The following is an 804-nucleotide window of genomic DNA, read 5'->3' on the forward strand; positions in this document are numbered from 1 at the left end:
GTTCGGGCTGGCCTTGATGGTGCTGGGCGCGGTCATCTATCTGTTGCGGCAGACTGGGAAACACGGCGGGGGCTGACCGCTGGCCGAGGCAAAGCTGAAAGGAGCAGGCAGGGCAGGCTTCCCGGCACCCCCGCCTCGGGCTGGAGCACCTAGCTAAAACCGCTGGCGAAACGCGACCGATTTGCGTATCACTCCGCCGCGCCAATGGAACCATTTTCGATGTTTGAAGCCCTGCAGCCCGCCCCCGCCGACAAGATCCTCGCCCTGATCGGCCTTTATCGCGCCGATCCGCGTCCAGACAAGGTCGACCTCGGTGTCGGCGTCTACAAGGATCGCGACGGCAAGACGCCGGTCATGCGCGCCGTGCGCGAAGCGGAACAGCGCCTGCTGCAGGCCCAGGACACCAAGACCTATCTCGGCCTTGCCGGCGATACCGGCTTCAACACGGTGATGGCCAAGCTCGCCTTCGGTCCAGGCGCCGACATGACGCGCATCCGCGCCGCACAAGCGCCCGGCGGCTCCGGCGCGCTGCGGCTGGTGGCGGAACTGCTGAAGCGGACACGCTCGGATGCAACCATCTGGCTGTCGGACCCGACCTGGCCGAACCACATGCCGGTGATGCGCGCCGCCGGCCTGCAGATCCGTGAATACCCCTATTTCGACGCCGCCTCGGGCGCTGTTCGCTTCGACGACATGCTGGCGGCGCTGCGGACCGCAAAGAGCGGCGACGTCGTACTGCTGCATGGCTGCTGCCACAACCCGACCGGCGCCAATCTGGATGCGGCACAGTGGGCAGCCGTTACC

1 protein-coding gene is annotated in these 804 nt (G+C 66.8%); it reads left to right on the forward strand.

Annotated elements, in window-relative coordinates; all coding sequences use genetic code 11:
- Window positions 1-219: 219 nt before the first annotated feature.
- The coding region (locus EN939_RS36380) for an aminotransferase class I/II-fold pyridoxal phosphate-dependent enzyme (protein ID WP_127272071.1) at window positions 220-804 on the forward strand (585 nt) is incomplete at its 3' end.

The organism is Mesorhizobium sp. M7A.F.Ca.CA.002.05.1.1 (assembly GCF_003998335.1).
Lineage (GTDB): Bacteria > Pseudomonadota > Alphaproteobacteria > Rhizobiales > Rhizobiaceae > Mesorhizobium.